Origin of the sequence: Micromonospora sp. DT15, assembly GCF_049841475.1 — a bacterium.
Classification (GTDB): Bacteria; Actinomycetota; Actinomycetes; order Mycobacteriales; family Micromonosporaceae; genus Micromonospora.
Map to the genome: position 1 here is coordinate 139,807 of NZ_JBNCKJ010000003.1, position 16,557 is coordinate 156,363.

General features: G+C 69.3%; 12 protein-coding genes. 7 read left to right on the forward strand and 5 right to left on the reverse strand.

What is annotated here, in order from left to right; all coding sequences use genetic code 11:
* Positions 1 to 230 precede the first annotated feature (230 nt).
* Positions 231 to 494: a PadR family transcriptional regulator gene (locus ACLQ3F_RS08270; protein WP_425847539.1), complete on the reverse strand. Its 264-nt coding sequence runs from the start codon at positions 492 to 494 to the stop codon at positions 231 to 233.
* Between the two features lie 90 nt (positions 495 to 584).
* Entirely contained in the window at positions 585 to 1,385 is an 801-nt protein-coding gene (locus ACLQ3F_RS08275) for a helix-turn-helix transcriptional regulator (protein WP_425847541.1), read from the reverse strand.
* A 104-nt stretch (positions 1,386 to 1,489) separates the two neighbouring features.
* Here ACLQ3F_RS08275 and ACLQ3F_RS08280 point away from each other — a divergent pair, with 104 nt between their 5' ends.
* Positions 1,490 to 1,957, forward strand: a complete 468-nt coding sequence (locus ACLQ3F_RS08280) for a VOC family protein (RefSeq protein ID WP_425847543.1) — start codon at positions 1,490 to 1,492, stop codon at positions 1,955 to 1,957.
* A 96-nt stretch (positions 1,958 to 2,053) separates the two neighbouring features.
* Positions 2,054 to 4,750: an AAA family ATPase gene (locus ACLQ3F_RS08285; RefSeq protein WP_425847544.1), complete on the forward strand. Its 2,697-nt coding sequence runs from the start codon at positions 2,054 to 2,056 to the stop codon at positions 4,748 to 4,750.
* A 68-nt stretch (positions 4,751 to 4,818) separates the two neighbouring features.
* Here the strand turns inward: ACLQ3F_RS08285 and ACLQ3F_RS08290 are convergent, their stop codons facing one another.
* The gene (locus ACLQ3F_RS08290) at positions 4,819 to 5,454 is read right to left on the reverse strand and encodes an SRPBCC family protein (RefSeq protein WP_425847545.1); all 636 of its coding nucleotides are present in this window, start codon (positions 5,452 to 5,454) and stop codon (positions 4,819 to 4,821) included.
* Entirely contained in the window at positions 5,451 to 5,939 is a 489-nt protein-coding gene (locus ACLQ3F_RS08295) for an SRPBCC family protein (RefSeq protein ID WP_425847546.1), read from the reverse strand. Before ACLQ3F_RS08295 ends, ACLQ3F_RS08290 begins: the two co-directional genes overlap by 4 nt.
* Positions 5,940 to 6,307: 368 nt before the next feature.
* Here ACLQ3F_RS08295 and ACLQ3F_RS08300 point away from each other — a divergent pair, with 368 nt between their 5' ends.
* The 4 genes from ACLQ3F_RS08300 (at position 6,308) to ACLQ3F_RS08315 (ending at position 11,028) form a co-directional block, all read left to right on the forward strand.
* A complete protein-coding gene (locus ACLQ3F_RS08300; RefSeq protein WP_425847548.1) occupies positions 6,308 to 7,099 on the forward strand; it encodes an SCO2525 family SAM-dependent methyltransferase in 792 nt (263 codons plus the stop codon).
* Between the two features lie 195 nt (positions 7,100 to 7,294).
* Entirely contained in the window at positions 7,295 to 9,136 is a 1,842-nt protein-coding gene (locus ACLQ3F_RS08305) for an SCO2524 family protein (RefSeq protein ID WP_425847550.1), read from the forward strand.
* The gene (locus ACLQ3F_RS08310) at positions 9,137 to 10,066 is read left to right on the forward strand and encodes an SCO2523 family variant P-loop protein (RefSeq protein WP_357196665.1); all 930 of its coding nucleotides are present in this window, start codon (positions 9,137 to 9,139) and stop codon (positions 10,064 to 10,066) included.
* Between the two features lie 5 nt (positions 10,067 to 10,071).
* The gene (locus ACLQ3F_RS08315; protein WP_425848207.1) at positions 10,072 to 11,028 is read left to right on the forward strand and encodes an SCO2522 family protein; all 957 of its coding nucleotides are present in this window, start codon (positions 10,072 to 10,074) and stop codon (positions 11,026 to 11,028) included.
* A gap of 6 nt (positions 11,029 to 11,034) precedes the next feature.
* Here the strand turns inward: ACLQ3F_RS08315 and ACLQ3F_RS08320 are convergent, their stop codons facing one another.
* Positions 11,035 to 11,991, reverse strand: a complete 957-nt coding sequence (locus ACLQ3F_RS08320; protein ID WP_425847552.1) for an SCO2521 family protein — start codon at positions 11,989 to 11,991, stop codon at positions 11,035 to 11,037.
* A 295-nt stretch (positions 11,992 to 12,286) separates the two neighbouring features.
* Between ACLQ3F_RS08320 and ACLQ3F_RS08325 the strand changes: the two genes are divergently transcribed.
* The gene (locus ACLQ3F_RS08325; RefSeq protein WP_425847554.1) at positions 12,287 to 16,501 is read left to right on the forward strand and encodes a HEAT repeat domain-containing protein; all 4,215 of its coding nucleotides are present in this window, start codon (positions 12,287 to 12,289) and stop codon (positions 16,499 to 16,501) included.
* Positions 16,502 to 16,557 lie beyond the last annotated feature (56 nt).

Sequence of the window (16,557 nt, forward strand, 5' to 3'; positions counted from 1 at the left end):
CAGTCCCAACCGTAGAGCGTCCAATTGGTCGGCTGACAGGCCAGCATGGGCAGCATCAGCGCCAGAAGGACCGCGCTGGCCGCGATCGACACCCGCACATCAAGTGCCGCGCCCGAGTCGTACCTTGCCCATGGCGACTAGCAGCGTTTCCAGCATCTCGTCGGCGCGGTACTGCCGGTAGGCCCGAGGGCACGCGCGCGGCGGCCACCGGTAGCGGCGCTCCAGGCCGGTCATGCCGGCGCCGTCCGAGCCGTCGCGGCCGTCGACTGTACGGAACGGTCTCGAACGACCCGGGCCGCAGCGGCCATCCGAGCCGCCTCCTCGCCGGTGAGCCGGTCCAGTGCGGCGTACAGCGTGCCGGTCGTCAACCGCACTCGCCCGTCGGACAGCTCCTGCGCACGCTTGACGATGGCGTAGCCGTGCAACGGTTCGTCCTGCAACGCGGCGAGGATGAAGTACGTGGGTTCCCGCATCGCCGCCGAGGGCTTAGTCATGTCATCAACATAGGCAGATGATCGACCTATGCGTCAAAATTCGGCGTTCCCCTTGTAGGCGTATCGGGCCGAACCCATCTCGGGCACACGTCAACCCAGTCGATCCAGCTTCTCGCGAGCGCTGGTGTCGGGCCGAGGCGTGAGGACCACGAGGCGCAGGTCGGTGTTCTGAGTGGTCAGGACGTTGGCGTCCAGCGGGATGGCGCCCGCGTCCGGGTGCACGGCGGTCTTGTGCGCGCTCTCGTGACTGGCCACCGCGCGGAGGGCCCAGAGGTGGCAGAACCTGTCGTTCCCCGCCATCCGCGCGATCAGTGCCGCCACGTCGGGGTCTCTCGGATAGCGCGCGCTCGTGGCGCGCAGATCGGCTACCAACGACTGCTCGAAGTAGGCGCGTTCGGCGTCGGTCTGCCGGACTCGGGGGTTTCGGGATTCGAACTGGACGATCAGGGCGTTGCGATCGTCGCCGCTGGCCCCTGCGGGGTCGCCGAAGACGGCCGCGAAAAGCCGGTTCCAGTGCAGCAGCCGCCACGCGGCGTCGTAGACGGCCACGGGGGTGTCGCCGAGGTGGTCGATGACGCGGTGCAGGCTGCTGGGGATCCGGTGAGGTATCCGGTCGGGGGCCGCGGCGAAGCCGGCGAGGCGCATCAGGTGCGCCTCCTCGTCGTCGGAGAGTCGTAGCGCGCGGGCCAGGGAGGCACACACCTGCGCGGATGGTGTGGCGGCCCGGCCCTGCTCAAGGCGTGCCACGTATTCGGGCGAGACGCCGGCCAGTGCTGCCAGCTCGCCACGTCGTAGCCCGACGACGCGGCGGGGTGAGGCGTTCGCGAGACCGACCGCGGCCGGGTCTGTGCGGTCCCGCCAGGCCCGCAGCGCCGCTCCGAGGTCATTCATGAACACCATGATCCGCCATCGGAGCCCAGAGCTGGGTGGTACCAGCGGTACGCGGAAGAACCGTGCCTTCCACAGTGGTGGTTGCGCCCTCGAGGATGGGGATCATGAGCAGAATGACCAGGATGCATCACATCGGAGTGCCGGTCAGCGATCTGGCGCGGTCGGTGAGGTGGTACGAGGACGTCCTCGGTATCGCGTCGACCGGCGTGACGATCTCGGCCGCGAACCCGGCCATCGGTGCGGTCGTCGAGGTCGAGAACGCCTCGATGAGGGCATCATTCGCACTGGCCGGTGACAACGTCCTTCTGGAACTCATCCAGTACGACAGCCCGCAGCGGAGGCCCTTCACCGGGCGCAACTGCGACATCGGGGTGATGCACCTGTGTTTCGAGGTCGACGACGTCGACGCGGCTCACCGTGACCTCGTGGAGCGGGGCGTCCACGTCAACGCCGATCCGGTCGTGCTCCAGGACGGGGACGGCGTCGAAGCGGGAGCGCTGGCCGGGACGAAGATCCTCTACCTGCGCGACCCCGACGGCATCCAGTTGGAACTGTTCGAGTTGCGCTCGTAGGAGCGCCGACTCCAGCTGTCGGTGACGGTCGACCCGACCGGGGCACTGCTGTGGATACCATCGATCGACCATGCGTCCGGTGACATGCGGAAGTTGATGACAGCTATCAGGTCGGGATTCTTCGTCGCTCGAGAGACGGAGTTGGGCGAGATCGCCTCGGTGACGGACTCGGCGGCGCGAGGCCGTGGCGGGGCGATGCTCGTTCTCGGTGAGGCGGGGATCGGCAAGTCGACGCTCATCGGTGCGGCCGCTTCACGGCTCGACGCGTGGCAGGTGCTGCGGGCCGGCGGTATCGAGTTCGAGAGCGAACTGCCCTACTCGGCCCTGCACCAGTTGTTTGCGCCCGTGCTCGATCGCCGCGCTGCGCTCCCCGCGCCGCAGCGGAGCGCGATTGAGGCGGTGTTCGGGCTGCACGCCGGGGTCACGCCGACCCCGATGCTGGTCGGCCTGGCCGTCCTGGGCCTGCTCAGTGCCGTAGGCCGCCGCCGGCCGGTGTTCTGCCTGGTTGACGACGTGCAGTGGACCGACGCCGGCTCACGGCAGGTACTGGCCTTCGTCGCGGCGCGCGTGGCGGCGGAGCGGGTCGCCCTGGTGTTCGCCGCCCGCGACGCCGCCTCGGTGCCGGAACTCGGTCGCCTACCCGCCCTCTCTCTCACTGGGCTCGCCGACTCGGAGGCCCTCACCCTGCTGCGGTATCGGGCGCCGTTCGGCCACGAGGCGGCGATCCTGCAGCGGATCCTCGCCGAGGCGGCCGGCAACCCTCTCGCCCTGGTGGAGATCGCCCGCGACGCCGGGCCGTTCGGACTACCGGGGGACGGCGGCCATGGCGCGGTGGAGCACCGGTTCGTGAGTCGGTTCCTGCGGCTGCCCGTACCCACGCGCTCGGTTCTGGCGCTGGCCGCGGCGGAGCCGACGGGTGATCTCGTTCTGCTGCGGCGCGCCATGGCGATCCAGGGGCTGGACGCCGCGAACCTGGCCGCGGCCGAGGACAGCGGCCTGTTGGTGATCGGGCCCCGGGTGCACTTCCGGCATCCGTTGGCGCGTTCCGCTGTGTACCGGTCGGCCGGTGCCGAGCCGCGACGGCAGGCGCACGCTGCGCTCGCCGCCGGTACGGACGTCGACGTCGATCCCGACCGGCGCGCCTGGCACCAGGCGAACGCGATCACCGGCCCGGACGAGGGGACAGCGGCAGAACTGGAGCGTTCGGCCGGCCGGGCACAACGCCGCGGCGGATTCGCGGCTGTGGCCGCGTTCCTGGAAAGCGCGGCGCGACTGACACCGGGCCGGTCGGAGCAGGCACGCCGCTTGTTGGCCGCAGCCCGGGCACGGTTGAGTTCGGGGGGACCCTCTGCTGCCCGGGAGCTCGTGAACGAGGCCGAGCGTCTCCAGCCAGAGCCGGCCGACCGAAGCGCCGCGCGACTGCTGCGCGCGACGATCGACTATCACGTGACACGCAGCATCCCGGCGACGATCGCCCTCGTCGACGCTGCCGACGGCATGGGATCCGATGATGTCCGCGAGACCTACCTGGAAGCCTTCGCGTCGCTCATGTTCAGCGTCGACGACCCCGGGAGGCTGCGGCGGCTCGCCCTGCACATCCGGGAACGGGTGCCACATCGTCAGCCACCACGTCCGGTCGACCTGCTGCTGCGGGCGTTGGTCGAGCAGAACCTCCGCCCGGTGGACGAGGCGATGCCGCTGATGCTTCGCACTGTCGACGCCTTCCGGGAGTACGCCCGCACGGCCGACGCGGATCCGTGGTGGATGGAGCGTGCCTGCGCGTTGAGCGTCGACCTCGGTGACAGCGATGCCATGGAGGAGATCGTCGACCGTCAGGTGGAACTCGCCAGGGCGCAGGGCGCCTACGCGATCCTCCCCCACGCGCTGCGTTTCCAGGCGGTCGCTCGGACAATCGTGGGTCGATTCGCCGACGCGCAGGTCTGCGTCACCGAGGCACGTGCCGTCGACGAGGCTGCGGGGACGTCCAACCTCGTCGGGTCCGACCTGATGCTCGCCGCGTGGAGCGGAGACGCCGACCGGTTCGGGGAGATCCGGGAGAAGCTGCGCGGCTGGGTCGGGGTGAACCCGACAGCGCTTCCCTACGCGAACGGCGTGCTGTGCAACGGCAGCGGCGACCACGAGGCCGCGCTGAACGCGTTGCTGCTGGTACAGGACCAGCATCGGCGTGGCTCGTACGCCGTCACCGCCTTCCACCATGAGCTGGTCGAAGCCGCGGCGTACGTCGGACGTCCCGAAGCGGCCACGGAATCAGCGGAGTGGATCGGGACCGTCGCACGGGTCAATCCGAACGCGTGGACGACGGGTGCGCATCTGTTGGCGGGTGCGCTGCTGGACCCGGGACTCGGCGCGCAGGACCGCTACCGCGCGGCGATCAGCCGGTTCGCCGGGAGCAGGATGCGAGTCCACTACGCGCGAGCCCGCCTGCTCTACGGCCAGTGGCTGCGACGGGTTGGCCGCCGCGCCGAGGCACGGGTGGAGCTGCGCGCCGCACACGACCTGCTCTCCACTATCGGAGCGCGCGGGTTCGCCGCCCGCGCCGCCCGCGAACTGGATGCCGTCGGCGAGCCGACCCTGGCCGACCACGCCGATCCGCTCGCGGGGTTGACCGCGCGGGAACTACTCGTCGCTCGCAAGGTCGCCTCGGGCGCGGGCACCAAGGAGGTCGCCGCGCTGCTGTTCGTCAGCCCGCGAACGATCGACGCCCACCTGCGCAACCTCTACCGCAAGCTGGGCATCACCTCACGCCGGCAGCTGCGCGAACTCCTCCGCTGACGGGGTCCGGGTCGATCGGGCGACGAACGGCCCCGCCGGCACGAGACCGACGGGGCCTGTGAGTCGCGTCAGCGCCGGGCCCGCTCACACTCCCGTTCGGCACGGGTCTTCAGCTCCGTCAGCCATGTCTCCAGACCAGCGCCGAGAGCCACGGTGGAGAATTCGGCGTCCTGCTCCACCTGCTCACCGCGCCACGTCTCCTCGGTGCGCACGAGAACCCGGCCGTCGATCTCGGTGAACGTCCACACGTGAACGCCCTCGTCGATGCGCAGCCCGGCACCGATCGCCGGGCCGTCCCACCGAAGGCACTTCTGGTGCTGGAGCTGCCGGACGGTGGACGTGACGACCAGGGTCGTGGCGGGATTCAACGCGGTCTCGCGTACCGGCGTCGTCCATCGGAACGACGATCCGGGACGCAGCGGACCATGATCGAGCCGCTTGCTGGAGAGGACCGGCTTCTGCCATGACGGCCAGCGTTCGACGTCGGTCTGGATCCTCCAGACGGTCCGTAGCGGAGCGTCGATCGTCGTCTCCGTCCGGTAGCGGATCTTCGCCGCGGTGTCGACGGTCTTTCCGGCACACCGCACCCCCGCGCGGTCGGAGCCACCGTCGTGCCATGCCTCGGCCCGAGCTGGTGCACCTGCGGCGCCCATGACGCCGGAGACGACCACTGCCGTCGCGACGGCAACCATACGAAGCTTCATGAGACGGTCGCCGCCTCGGCGGTGCGCTTGAGGCGTTCCAGCCAGCTGGCGAGGGTCGCGTCGAGGCCCTCTTGGAACAGCGCAGGGTCGGCATCGACGGGCGGGCCGGCGAAGGACTCCTCGGTCGACACCTCCACACCGTCGCCGGCTGGAGTGAGCGCCCAGACGTGGACGCCGAGGACGCCGTCCGGCCCGTCACCGTACCCCCGCCACACGAGGCGTTCCTGCGGCCGTACCTGAACGATCGTCGACTCGATGTCCATTCCGGCTGCGGACCAGCGGAACACGGAGCCCGGCGCGAGCTGACCGGCTGTCTCCACGCGTGCGTACAGGATTTCCGGCAACCAGGTCGTCCATGCGTCAATGTCCGTGAGGATCCGCCACACGGTGTCCGCCGACGCGGTCACCGTGACGCTGTGACGGCTGACCACCGGGGCTGACACGTCAATGCCGGCCTCGTCGGCGTCCGTAATGTTCTTCATCATGAAGCCCCTCTGCGGTCTCTGACGATCGGAACACCGGGGTATGGGAGAGCCGCTAGATCCACACCCGCTGGCAGCGATCGTGCCAAGACGGCAACCGCCCCACATCGGCAAGAATTACCTAATTCGCGGTACGTGGAGCAGCCACTGTGACCAGCCAGTGGATCCGACCTTCGCGAGCGCAGGGGCCGGTCACCGGGAGGCGATCTGATCGGGTTGGCGGCATCCGGCCACCGTCCTGTGGTCGTCGCTCTCGGCGGACGACGAAGTTCCTGCACTTGTGGGCCAACACCACCTTCGATAGATAATGGACAGCACCGAGCGCCGCTTCAGCGACCAATGTGATCCGCCGAACCGATGGAGGCCCGTCCATGGCGTTGACCCCGGCGACTGGGGGCGGTTGCGGCGAGTCGACGCCACGCTCGCCGATCCAGTCACCGAGGCCGGTCAATTCCGACGTGGAGTGGGACAGCTTCGACCCGCAGGCATATGTCCGGCACAACTACGCGGATCTGCGGTCCGACGATCGGGAAATACTCTGCCGCATCCGAGACTTCTTCGCCGAGGCGAAGCTCTCCGACGCGCGGTGCGTCGACGTGGGATCGGGAGCGAATCTGTACCCGGCCCTGTCGCTTCTGCCGTTCGCGAAGGCCGTCGACCTGTGTGAATGGTCGACGGCGAACGTGAACTGGCTGCGCACACAGGTCGACAGCTACGACCAGCTCTGGGACCCGTACTGGCAGGTGTGCGCGGAGCACCCGGCGTACGCGGCACTGGCGGACCCGCGTCGGCGTCTGGCGCAGGTGGGCAGGGTGGTACGGGCCAGCGTTTTTACCCTGCCGAGGCATGCGTGGAGCGCCGGCACCATGTTCTTCGTGGCCTGCTCCATCTCGGCCGACCGGGCCGAGGCCGAGCACGCGATCGGTCGGTTCCTGGACGCGCTGCGGCCCGGGTCGCCCTTCGCCGTGACGGTGATGCTCGGGTCTCTCGGCTACAGCGTCGGTCGACAGATGTTCCCGGCGGTGGCACTCCAGCGCGCCGACGTGGTGGCCAGCATCGCGGCGGGCGCGTGCGACCTGGACGTCCACGAGGTGCGGCCCAAGCCGCCGCTGCGGGACGGGTATTTGAGCATGCTGCTGGCCACCGGCCGTACTCGCGGATAGCGCCGATGCCGTGCTGTCGGCGCAGCGTGGCGGCGCGGCAATCCGTCGCGCCCGACCGGCCGGAGCGTCAACACGCGGCCATCGAAGCCTTTCAAGTGGCACTCGACTGGCCCGCTACCATGATGCTGTACGTCATCGTGGGCACGGCAATACCAGAGATTTCGAGTCGACGACTACAACAGACGGCGGTGGATCATGCGGATGCAGCCGCGCCAGGAGATCCTCGACATCTGGCGGGCTACGGTTCGCAGTTGCTGGGCGAACGGTGAATGGCACTGGGGTGGCCGAAGTGGTAGCAACTCGATCAGCGACGCGGAGCAACTGCTGACCCTGTTGCTCCCTGCGGCCAAGGTCCCCGTGTTGTCACTGGACGACCCGGACCGCGCCGACGAAGAGGTGATCGAGGCGCTCAGCCCTATCGGCGGCGCGATCGAGATTCCCCGCCGGCTGGTCAGCGTGATGATCGACTATTTCCGGCGGTACACCGACGACGCCGGCACTCCGATCTTCGGCGGAGGCAGTTACCTCACCCCTGTGGAGGGCGGCCCGGAGCTCACCGACGAGCAGCGTTCCCTGGACATCGGCGACTCGTTCGCGGTCTCGGTCACGCTCACGTTGGCGACTATCGGTTTCGTCAAGGTCTACCGGGGCTCCACCCAGCGGCGCGACCTGTTGGCGCAACTGGACGAACTGGACGCGATGGCGAGCGTGCGCCTCACGGCGGCGATGGTCGGCCTGCTCCGCAGCTTCAGCACCTTCGTCTTCACCTCCACGGACGAGTACGGCATTCGTCTGTGCGACATGGTCAACCAGGACGAGCTGCCGCGCCGCGAGCTGGTGGCGGCGCTGCGCGAGCAGTTGCGGGACACGATGGCGAGCCTGCGCAGCGTGATCATCGGTTCGGGTCGGGTGACCGAGGACCTGGACAACAGCGAGATGCTGTTCGAGTGCGGCTGGTCGTGGGGGATCATCTCCGGGGCTGAGGAGGTTCCGACCACTGAGCCGATCGGCTTGCAGCGTGAGGGCTCCGCGGAGAACGCCCCGTACCTCTACTTCACTGTGATCGCGATGGACGCGATCGAGGATCTGAACTCCGAACGTACCCGGTTGCTCGGGTTGCTCAACGAGGAGCAGCAGCGGCTGTCCCGGGCGCTGCAACTGCGTTGGGAGCTCACCCGCACGTACTGGGCGACGGTGGCAACCTTCGGCAACCGGCGGCGGTGGCCCATCGAGGACATCCCCTGGCGGACGACCGACGGTGACCGGACCGACTACTACACCCTCCAGGCCACGTCGCTGGCGGTGAAGGGCCTGATCGCCGTCGGGCGCGGCGGTGACGAGGAGCTCGGGCGGATCGCCTCGGTGCTGGTGGAGCTGGCACAGCGGGCGCGGATCACCCGGCGGGCGTCGCCCGGCGAGCCGGCGCTGTTCGTGCACGCGCCAGGCAAGCGGGTGACCCTGAACGACGACACGTCAAAGCCGATCATGACGTGGAACGTGAACGAGTTCTCTACTGTGCTGCTACAGCGGGCGGCCACCGTCGCCGGTCTGTTGAGCAACGCCCGACGGCGCAGCGAACTGCTCGAGCTGGCCGACGAGGTGTGGGACCACCTGCTGCTGCGGCGCATCCCGGATGGCCGGCACCAGGGGCTGTGGGACCACGCCGGTGGTGCTTTCCCCGGCCTGGCGCCGAAGCCGGACGCACCCTCCTGGTATCTGACCGAGCGGGTGGTGCAGGCTCTGGTCACCTCCGGTCAGCTGCTGTGGGAGCGGCCGTTCCCACGAGCCGGCCGGCTGGCCGACTACGCGCAGGACCTCATTGACGAGGCCGAATACCTGTTCGACCGGGAGTTGATGCGCGGCACCTTCGACGGTGAGGCGATGCAGCGCAGCATGCGCAGCATCCGAGCCAGCCTGGGCCGCGCGCAGCTGCTGGTCGACGAGCGTCCCGGCACGGCGGCCGCTCTGGTGAACACTCTTCTGTTGCTGCTCAACGACATCGCCACCGGGCAGCAGAAGGCCAGCGAGGGGATCTGAATGCTGGTCTTCGTCACGTCGCACAAGGGCGGCACCGGGCGGTCGGTGACCGCGGCGAACATCGCCTACCGCAGCGCGTTGTCCGGTCGCCCCACCTGCTACCTGGATTACGACTTCGGCTCGCCGACCGCCGGCATCACCTTCCAGATCCCGCAGGCCGTCAACGGTGTGGAGGGCGCCGGGCCCAACGGTGGCGGCCTGCACCGGTACTTGCGCGGGGAGATTCCGTCTCCGGAGCAGTTGGACGTGTGGGCCACCTCCGAACGTGCCAGTCTGCGTCAGAGGCCCATCGGGTCCGGCCCGTTGGTGCTCCTGCCGGGACAACGCAACGGTAGCGAGTTCGGTTTCACCAACGACATCGCCAAACGCTGCGCCGAGCTCTTCCTCCGCCTGGAGGAGGAGTTCGACCTGACCCTGGTGGACCTCAGCGCCGGCCGGTCGTACGCCAGCCAGATCGCGCTGGCCGCCACCGCGACCTCGACCCTGCGCAAGGTCGCCGTGCGCTGGTTGGTCTTCCACCGGTGGACTCCCCAGCACGTCACCGCAGCGGCGGACCTGGCGTTCGAGGCGGGTGGGATCGTGGCCATGGGCAAGGAGTACGGCCACGAGCCGGACAGGCTACGGGAGTCGCTGCGCTTCATCCGTACGGCGGTGATCGACTCACGTGGCCCGGAGGTCGGCCACCTCGGCCTCGCCCAGCAGGCATTCCTGCGTAAGTGCGACGCGGAGCTGTCGGAGCTGGCCCGACGCCGAGGTGTCGGGCGTACGACGCTGCTCGGCGCGGTGCCGCTTGATCCACTGCTGCAGTGGCGGGAGCAGCTCATCTCCGATCACGACGTGCAATCCAAAATTGCCAACGTCAAGACGGTGGACGCCTTCGTTGACCTGACTGAGAAGCTTTTCGACGAGACGGCATGGGACACCGCGTGATCGGCATGGATGTCAGGTTCCAGGAGGCAGCTGCGGTGCGTCGGACAGAGAGCGTGGCGTACTCGCATCTGTCCGTTGAGCTGGGGCACTTCTACGCGGAGGACTTCGGCGACGGGTGTGACGAGCTGAAACGCAAGTTCGAGCGGATCGCGGACTGGTCGGCCGCGATCCCGGCGCTGGCCCGACGAGGGCTGCCCGCGCACCGGGAGCCGCGGATCAGCACCTGCTTCATGATGGACGACTACTTCCACCGCTTCGGTACCCCCCGCGAGGTGATACCGCAGGTGCAGAGCGCCGCGGCGGAGCACGGGCTGATCCTGGACTACGTGGCCCGGGAGTCCAGCTTCGCCCGGCACGACGGCGCCGAGCTGGCCCGGTTGGTGGTCGACACACTGGTGGTCGAACCACCTCGGCACACCACCGGGAGTCGTCCACCGCTGAGCGAGTCGGGCTGGCTGTCCAACGGTAAACGGTCCCCCGGGCACGTCGACGCGCCGGCGATGACCCTGCCACGCCCGTGGACTCCGCCGTTGCAGTCCGGTGATCCCCGGCACTCCATCTTCGTCGACATCGAGCTCTGGTCCGACGAGCCGGACGCCCGGGTGTGGGCCTGCGCCCTGCTCGCCTCGGTCTGGCAGATGACCCGACTCGGCGTGCTACGGCATCGGGGCGAGACGATGACGCAGCCGTGCCGGCTCGCCGGCGAGCTGCCGACGGACTGGGACGAACTGCCGGCGATCGTCCAGCTGAACCCGGCGGCCGCGCCGTTCTGCGCGTATCGCACGCTGACCCTGATGGGCACCCAGTACCTGCCGGTGGAGCTGGCCGTACGGACCATCCTCGGTCAGGTGGCGGTGCCGCCGACGGTCGCGCAGCAGGTCGCCAAACGGGCCGGCGGTGAGGGCCTGCTCCTGCCCAGCGAGTTGGTCGATCGGCTGAGCTACGTGTTCATCAGCGACTGAACGTGCTCAGCTCCCGCACGGCTCGTCGACGGCCACCCGGCCGGCCAGGTCGCGCAGCAGAGCCATGTTGCTCACGCTGATCTGATCCCGGATCCAGCTGACCGAGGAGTTCCACTGACGGCTGAACCCGGGTACCTGCTCCAACTGCTCCCAGATCGGCCGCAGCCGCGGGTGTACCCGCGCGCCGGGCAGCCACAGGTGCAGCAGGTGCTCCAGCACCGGCCGCAGCCGCTCGACGTGCTCCTGCCCGGAGGCCGATCGGGTGACCGCGGACTCCACCAGCGAGGACAGCATGGTCAGCAGCCAGTCGTGCAACGCGAGATCCTCGCAGAGCCCGGCAACGGCGGCCGGCACGTCCTGCGGGTCGAGCACGAGTTCGACCGTACGCAGGGTGGGCGAGTCCACGGTCACCACCGCCGAGACGTCCCGGTCCGGACGCGCGTCGGCCTGCGCGGTCCAGCGCAGCCGTGTGCGGGCGGTGCGCAGTGGCGGGCGCCGGTCCAGCAGGTCAGACATCTGCACACCGTCGAGAACCCTGCCGGTGATCGCCTCCAGGTTCAGCACGTCGGCGTTGTTGCCGTGCAGGAAGCCCGCGCTCAGGTCGGCGACGTCCAGCTTGCCGACCGTCTCCAGGACGCCGGGGTTGGCCAGATAGTGCGACCACGGCTGGCGGCGCTTGCCGGCGACGACGTGGATGACCGAGGAGGCCTGCACCATCCGGCCGCCGGTGACGATGGCCCGGGTGACCACCGCTCCCACCCCACGTAACTGGCGCCCTCTGGCGCTCGGGAGCCAGCAGTCGACACCGGTGCGGACATCGGGTGACACCGCGTACAGCGATGGACGCCGGGAGGTCAGCACGGCCTCGCCTTCGATCAGGCTGAGCATTTCGGCGCTCTGCTCCTGGGCCAACGCCGTGCTGTGTTGCAGAAGGCTGGTGTGCACCTCACCGACAGTGAGCATGGCTTCCTCCGCAACGCTGCCACCGACCCGCGCTCATCGCGCGGTATGCGGCTCATTGATTGACGTACACCCCTCGCGACCGGCACCGACACGGATCCGCGTCGGACAACCGAGACTCCACGGGTGCGAGTGTCGACCGCCCGGATCCGTATCTGTTGACGGTCATCATAGGCCCGGGGTGAGCGGGAATCCCATGTACATCGGGCATTCGGAGTGTTCGCGGGTCGGCCGGACGTGACAACTGCTGATATTTTCAATGGTGCGGTCGCCAGCCACTCCCTGGAGTTTGCCGTTCATGAAGGTCTACATTTCGGCCACACAAAAGGACCTGCTGGAATACCGCGCTGCCGTGCACGCCGTGGCTCGCCGTCTGGAGATCGACGACGTGGCCATGGAGGCGTACGGCGCCGACATCCGTCCGCCGCTGGACCGCTGCCTCGCCGACGTGCGCCGATGCGACCTCTACGTAGGCCTGTTCGCCTGGCGGTACGGGTTCCGGCCGCCCGGCCAGGAGTCCTCGATCACCGAGTTGGAATACCGGGAGGCGCTCGCGGCGGGAAAGCCATGCCTGGTCTTCCTACTCGCGGAGGACACGCCCTGGCCGGTCGACATGATCGACCGGGACGCCGACTGGCAGCAGATCGTCGCCTTGCGCCGTGAGCTCAAGGAGCGTCACCTCTGCGCCTTCTTCTCCGGCGTGGACGACCTCACCGCCAAGGTGACCGCCGCACTGGCCGACGTACGCAGTGGCAGGTCCCCGGCGCGCGAGCCCGCCGACCCGGACACCCACCTGCCGACGGCCGTCCGCAACCAGTACTACAAGCAGTTGTCGCTGAGATACCACACCGTCTCGGTGGACGCGGTCTCACCGCGTCCCACCATCGGCTACCTCACCGTCGGGCTGCCCAAGGTGTTCGTGGAACCCCGCGTCCACGAGGACGCGCGACCGGAGATGCCCCTGGCGTGGTGGCGTTGGGCCGGGTCCACGCCGGGCGACGACGTCGGCGGGCTGCCCGGGGTGGTCAACCCGGAGGAGGTGGAGCGGCTCTGGGAGGAGTACGCGGCCAAGGACGAGCTGTCGTTGTTCGATGTGGTGTCCGACCCGGGTCGGCGCACGATCGTGCTGCTCGGCGACCCCGGCTCCGGGAAGTCCGCGGCCGCGCGGTACCTGGCGCTGACGCTGGCCGAGGTCTGCGTCGAGCCTCGACTGAGTGCGCTGGACCGGTACCTACCCGTCCTGATCGAGCTGCGCTCGTACGCCACCCATCACGGGGACGGCCGGTGCGACGGCTTGCTCGACTACGTCGGCCACCGCCACCAGCAGGGGCTGGCCGGCATCGACCAGGACGTGTTGGAGGCGTACCTGCGCCAGGGCGGTCAGGCACTGTTCCTGTTCGACGGCCTGGACGAGGTGTTCGACCCGGCGCAGCGGGAAGAGGTGGCCGCGCAGATCGCCACTTTCGCCAACGAATACCCGGGAGTGCTGACAGTGGTCACCTCGCGGGCGGCCGGCTACCAGCGGCACACCTTTGCCAACGCAGGCTTCGACCACTTCACCCTGGAGGATCTCGACGACGAGCAGATCGCGAGGTTCCTCGGCAACTGGTACCGCTACGTGATGCCCACGCCGGCCGCGGAGGCAGAGCGGCAGCGGCGGCAGATCCTCGACGTGGTGGGCAGTTCTCGAGCGATGCGCGAGATCGCCGGCAACCCCCTGTTGCTGATGCTCATGGCGATCGTCGGCCGGGGTCACCCGCTGCCCCGCAACCGACGCCGGCTCTACGCGCACGTCACCGACGTTCTGATCTCCGAGTGGGATGTGACAAAGCAACTGCGCGAGAGCCACGGCGAGGTGCCGTCGCTGGACCTGCAGGCGAAGCGTCGGCTGCTGCGTCACCTGGCGTATTGGATGCAGTTCCGCGAGTCCGGCCCCGCCGGAAACTACATTGAGTCCGACGAACTGGCGCGCATCTTCCGGGACCACCTCGTCGCTTTCTACGGCTTCGAGAATGAGCGGGCGCTCGCCATGGCCTACTCAATGATCGACAAATTGCGGCAGCGAAGCTTCATCCTGGAACGTTACGGGCTACGACTGTTCGGGTTCGTGCACCGAGCGTTCCTGGAGTTTTTCTGTGCAGAGGAGATCGTGGACAGATGCGAGCATGATCCAACCAACTGGGGCCTCGATCGTCTGCGTTCACTGTTTCGCGAGCACTGGGCCGATCCGTCGTGGCGGGAGGTGCTTCGACTGGTCGCCAGCGCCCTCCCCGCCCAGACCGCCAACGAGCTGGTCACCCTGCTCGCCACCGAGGCCACCCAACCGTGGCCGCCGCTGAACCTGACCGGGCCGCCGTGGAACCTGGTGCTGGCGGCGCAGTGCGTGGCCGAGGCGCCGCAGCCCGCCGAACTGGCCGACGCGGGCGACGCCGTGCTGCGGCAGGTCGTGCGTCTCATCGAGCATGGCATCTCCGCGGACGACCCGAACCTGGTGGATCTCACCGAGCAGGAGCTGCTGTCCTCGATCCGGGCGCTCGGCCCGAGTTGGCCCGGCCGGGAGATCTTCCTGCACTGGTACCGCCGCCGTGGTGTCCGGACCAGTTGGCGATCCGGCTCTCCCTTCGCCACCCGGATCGCGGCGGTGCTGTCCACCGCCGAGGAGCAGATGGAAGACCTGCTCGTCCGGGAGCTGGGGCAGGGTCGCGAGCGTCAGGCCCACCTCACCCTGGTCGCCGGGCTGGCCGAGGCCGCCGGCCGCCTCGAGGCCACCGGCGGCAGCAGTCGCCGATGTCGGGACATCCTGGTCGCCCAGGCGCAGGCCGAGGTCTCCACCGCGGTACGGCAGGCCGCGGTACGCGCAGTGGTCGCCCATTTCGGCGCCGACCCCGACCTCGTGGACGTGCTGCGCGGTTTCGCCAGTTCCCCAGACCTCGCGGTGCGGGCGCTGGCCGTGCAGTCCCTCGGCACCCGGTCCGAACTCTCCGACGACGTCCGCCAGGTGTTGGCCAGAGCCACCGGGGACACCGCCGTCGCGGTGCGGCGGGCCGCCGCCGGAGTGCTCACCGCACGGTGCGCCGACCTGCCGGACGCACCCGAGACGATGCAGCGACTGCTGGCCACCGACGCCGACCCCGGCGTGGTGCAGTGCGCGCTGAAGGGTCTGCTGGTTCTGCCGGAGTACGCCGACACCGCACGAGCCACGGCGTTGCAGCGGGTCACCGGCGATTCCCCGGACGAGGTCCGACGCTGCATTCTCACCGAGCTGCTGCCCGAGCGACCCGACCCGGAGAGCACCGAGCTGCTGCTGAAGCTCGCCTGCTCGGACACGTCAGCGCGGGTCCGCGCGGTCGCCGTGCAGCGGTTGGCGCTCGTACCCGACCCCGAGGGGCGCTGCCGGGCCCGGCTGATCGATCAGATCGAGCAGGACGAGGAGTCCTCCGTGCGGGCCGCCGCGGTCACCGCTCTGATCGACCGGGACCGCGCCGACGACACGGGGTGGACCGTGGTGGCCCGCTCGGCTCGCGTCGACGAGGACGCGACGGTACGCCTCGCCGCGGTGCGCGCGCTGGCCGAGGCCTACCCCGACCACCGCACCGGGGAACTGCTGCTGGAGAGCGCTCGACGCGATCCGACCGCGAGCGTCCGGCTCGCCGCGGTCGACCTGCTCACCGGGCGACCGTTGTTCGGTCACGCGACCCGAGATCTGCTCATCAGCCGCGCCTCCCAGGAGCGGGACCCGATCGTCCGGCTGCGGGTCACCCGTAGCCTGGCCCGTCTCGCCGACCCACCGGACCTCGAGGTGCGGGAGTGCCTTGCCGAGCAGGTCAGTCGGGACCCCGACCCGAACGTGTTGTGCGCGGCCGCACAGGCGCTCGCCCGCCACGGCGAAGCCCCGGGCCTGATGGAGACACTGTGCCGGCGGGCACGCCGGGACAGCTACGTCGGCATCCGGTTGGCCGCCGTGCAGACCCTCTGCGCGTACGGGAGCCCGGAACTGGTGACCGACGTGCTGCTGGAATGCGTCGAGGCCGACACCGACCCGACAGTGTTCGACGCCGCCGTGCGCTGTCTGACCGAGCAGGGGTCGGCGTCCATGGCGGTGACGCTGCGACTCATGCGCCGTCTGTCGGACCAGAACCCGGCGATCCGCGCCCGCATCGCCGCCGCGCTCGGCGAGCACTTCGGCGCCGACCCGGAGGTTCAGGTGCTGCTGGTCGGGCTGGTCCGCGACGATCCGGCCCTGGAGGTTCGCCGCCGGGCCGTCGAGCAGTTGGGCGCCAGCCTGGCTGGCCGCACGGGGGTACGGGACCTGCTGCTGCGGCTGGCTGACGACGATGACTGGGAGATCCGCCGGACCGCGCTGCTGGCGTTGACCCGGCACTACGACAGGGACACCCGGACCCGGGAGATGCTCGTGCGGCTCGCGTATCAGGAGGATGACGGCGCGGTTCGGCGGCTGGCCGGGCAACTGCTGGCCACGCTGGCCGACACCCGACCTGACGACTTTCCGTGATCGATCCGGAGCCGTAGGTGTTCGTGGGTGCGCGTCGAGCGACGATCCGATCGACC

Bases quoted from the DNA above. Each gene is read 5' to 3' on its own strand.
- ACLQ3F_RS08300 (WP_425847548.1), top strand. From the start codon at position 6,308: ATGGCGTTGACCCCGGCGACTGGGGGCGGTTGCGGCGAGTCGACGCCA.
- ACLQ3F_RS08305 (WP_425847550.1), top strand. From the start codon at position 7,295: ATGCGGATGCAGCCGCGCCAGGAGATCCTCGACATCTGGCGGGCTACG.
- ACLQ3F_RS08275 (WP_425847541.1), bottom strand. From the start codon at position 1,385: ATGAATGACCTCGGAGCGGCGCTGCGGGCCTGGCGGGACCGCACAGAC.
- ACLQ3F_RS08295 (WP_425847546.1), bottom strand. From the start codon at position 5,939: ATGATGAAGAACATTACGGACGCCGACGAGGCCGGCATTGACGTGTCA.
- ACLQ3F_RS08310 (WP_357196665.1), top strand. From the start codon at position 9,137: ATGCTGGTCTTCGTCACGTCGCACAAGGGCGGCACCGGGCGGTCGGTG.
- ACLQ3F_RS08320 (WP_425847552.1), bottom strand. From the start codon at position 11,991: ATGCTCACTGTCGGTGAGGTGCACACCAGCCTTCTGCAACACAGCACG.
- ACLQ3F_RS08285 (WP_425847544.1), top strand. From the start codon at position 2,054: ATGACAGCTATCAGGTCGGGATTCTTCGTCGCTCGAGAGACGGAGTTG.
- ACLQ3F_RS08280 (WP_425847543.1), top strand. From the start codon at position 1,490: ATGAGCAGAATGACCAGGATGCATCACATCGGAGTGCCGGTCAGCGAT.
- ACLQ3F_RS08270 (WP_425847539.1), bottom strand. From the start codon at position 494: ATGACTAAGCCCTCGGCGGCGATGCGGGAACCCACGTACTTCATCCTC.
- ACLQ3F_RS08315 (WP_425848207.1), top strand. From the start codon at position 10,072: ATGGATGTCAGGTTCCAGGAGGCAGCTGCGGTGCGTCGGACAGAGAGC.
- ACLQ3F_RS08290 (WP_425847545.1), bottom strand. From the start codon at position 5,454: ATGAAGCTTCGTATGGTTGCCGTCGCGACGGCAGTGGTCGTCTCCGGC.
- ACLQ3F_RS08325 (WP_425847554.1), top strand. From the start codon at position 12,287: ATGAAGGTCTACATTTCGGCCACACAAAAGGACCTGCTGGAATACCGC.